The organism is Halomonas sp. ATBC28, assembly GCF_005937175.1.
Lineage (GTDB): Bacteria > Pseudomonadota > Gammaproteobacteria > Pseudomonadales > Halomonadaceae > Vreelandella > Vreelandella titanicae.
Window position 1 is genome coordinate 1 of the sequence record NZ_VCQL01000071.1, and the last position, 826, is coordinate 826.

1 protein-coding gene is annotated in these 826 nt (G+C 59.6%); it reads right to left on the reverse strand.

All coding sequences use genetic code 11. From position 1 onward, the window contains the following. A partial coding sequence (locus E0L35_RS25340; RefSeq protein WP_138801721.1) for a transposase zinc-binding domain-containing protein occupies positions 1–728 on the reverse strand: 728 nt, incomplete at its 3' end. Between the last annotated feature and the right edge of the window lie 98 nt (positions 729–826).

Genomic DNA, 826 nt, shown 5'->3' on the forward strand with positions numbered 1-826 from the left:
TAGCGAACTACCGTATGAGTGTGTTCAAGGCAGTCCTTGCTGTAAACCACCCAGTCAGTGGCCATCAGCGTGTTCAGTTGAGCATCGACATCTCCGGGCCGGTTTACCCGGTGGAGATCGCCTGCATTGGCGGCCTTGCGCAGAGCGCTCACCATGTGCCCGCGAAAGTGGCATGACAAGGCCCGCACCGGGAACAAGTAGTTGCTATGCGCCCCACGCCAGCGGCCATCGTCACCCAAGGCACCGCCTGGAATCAAACAGTGCAGATGCACATGTTGGCTCAGGTTCTGACCCCAAGTGTGAAGCACGGCGATCATCCCCATTTCGCCGCCAAGGCGTTTGGGGTCTCGTCCAAAAGTGCGCAGCGTTTGCCAAGCACTCTGGAACAGCAACCGGTGAATCACCTCGGGATGAAGCTGAACCCAGCCATTAAGACTGTGCGGCAGCGTGAACACGACGTGGTAATAGCGCACAGGCAAGATATTGGCCTGCTGACGTTCGGCCCATTGTTCTATGGCGCGGCCTTGGCACTGCGGGCAATGACGATCGCGGCAGCCAAAGTAGTGTGGCTGTACATGAGCGCAGTCGGAGCACTGCAAGACCATCCCGCCCATCGCCTCCGTTCGGCAGGCCAGCAGATGGGTACACACCCGTTGGCGCTGGCGATCAAGACCGGTTGGATCGAGAAAGCGGGTCAGCGCCTGTTGCAAGGTAGCGGCCTTAGTCATGGCTCACCTCCAAGGCGGCCACCAGGTCAATATGACACTGATCTCCCCCTTGCTGGCTCGGCAGCCAGTGCAGGTAGCGCATCGTCGACTGGAGGTGA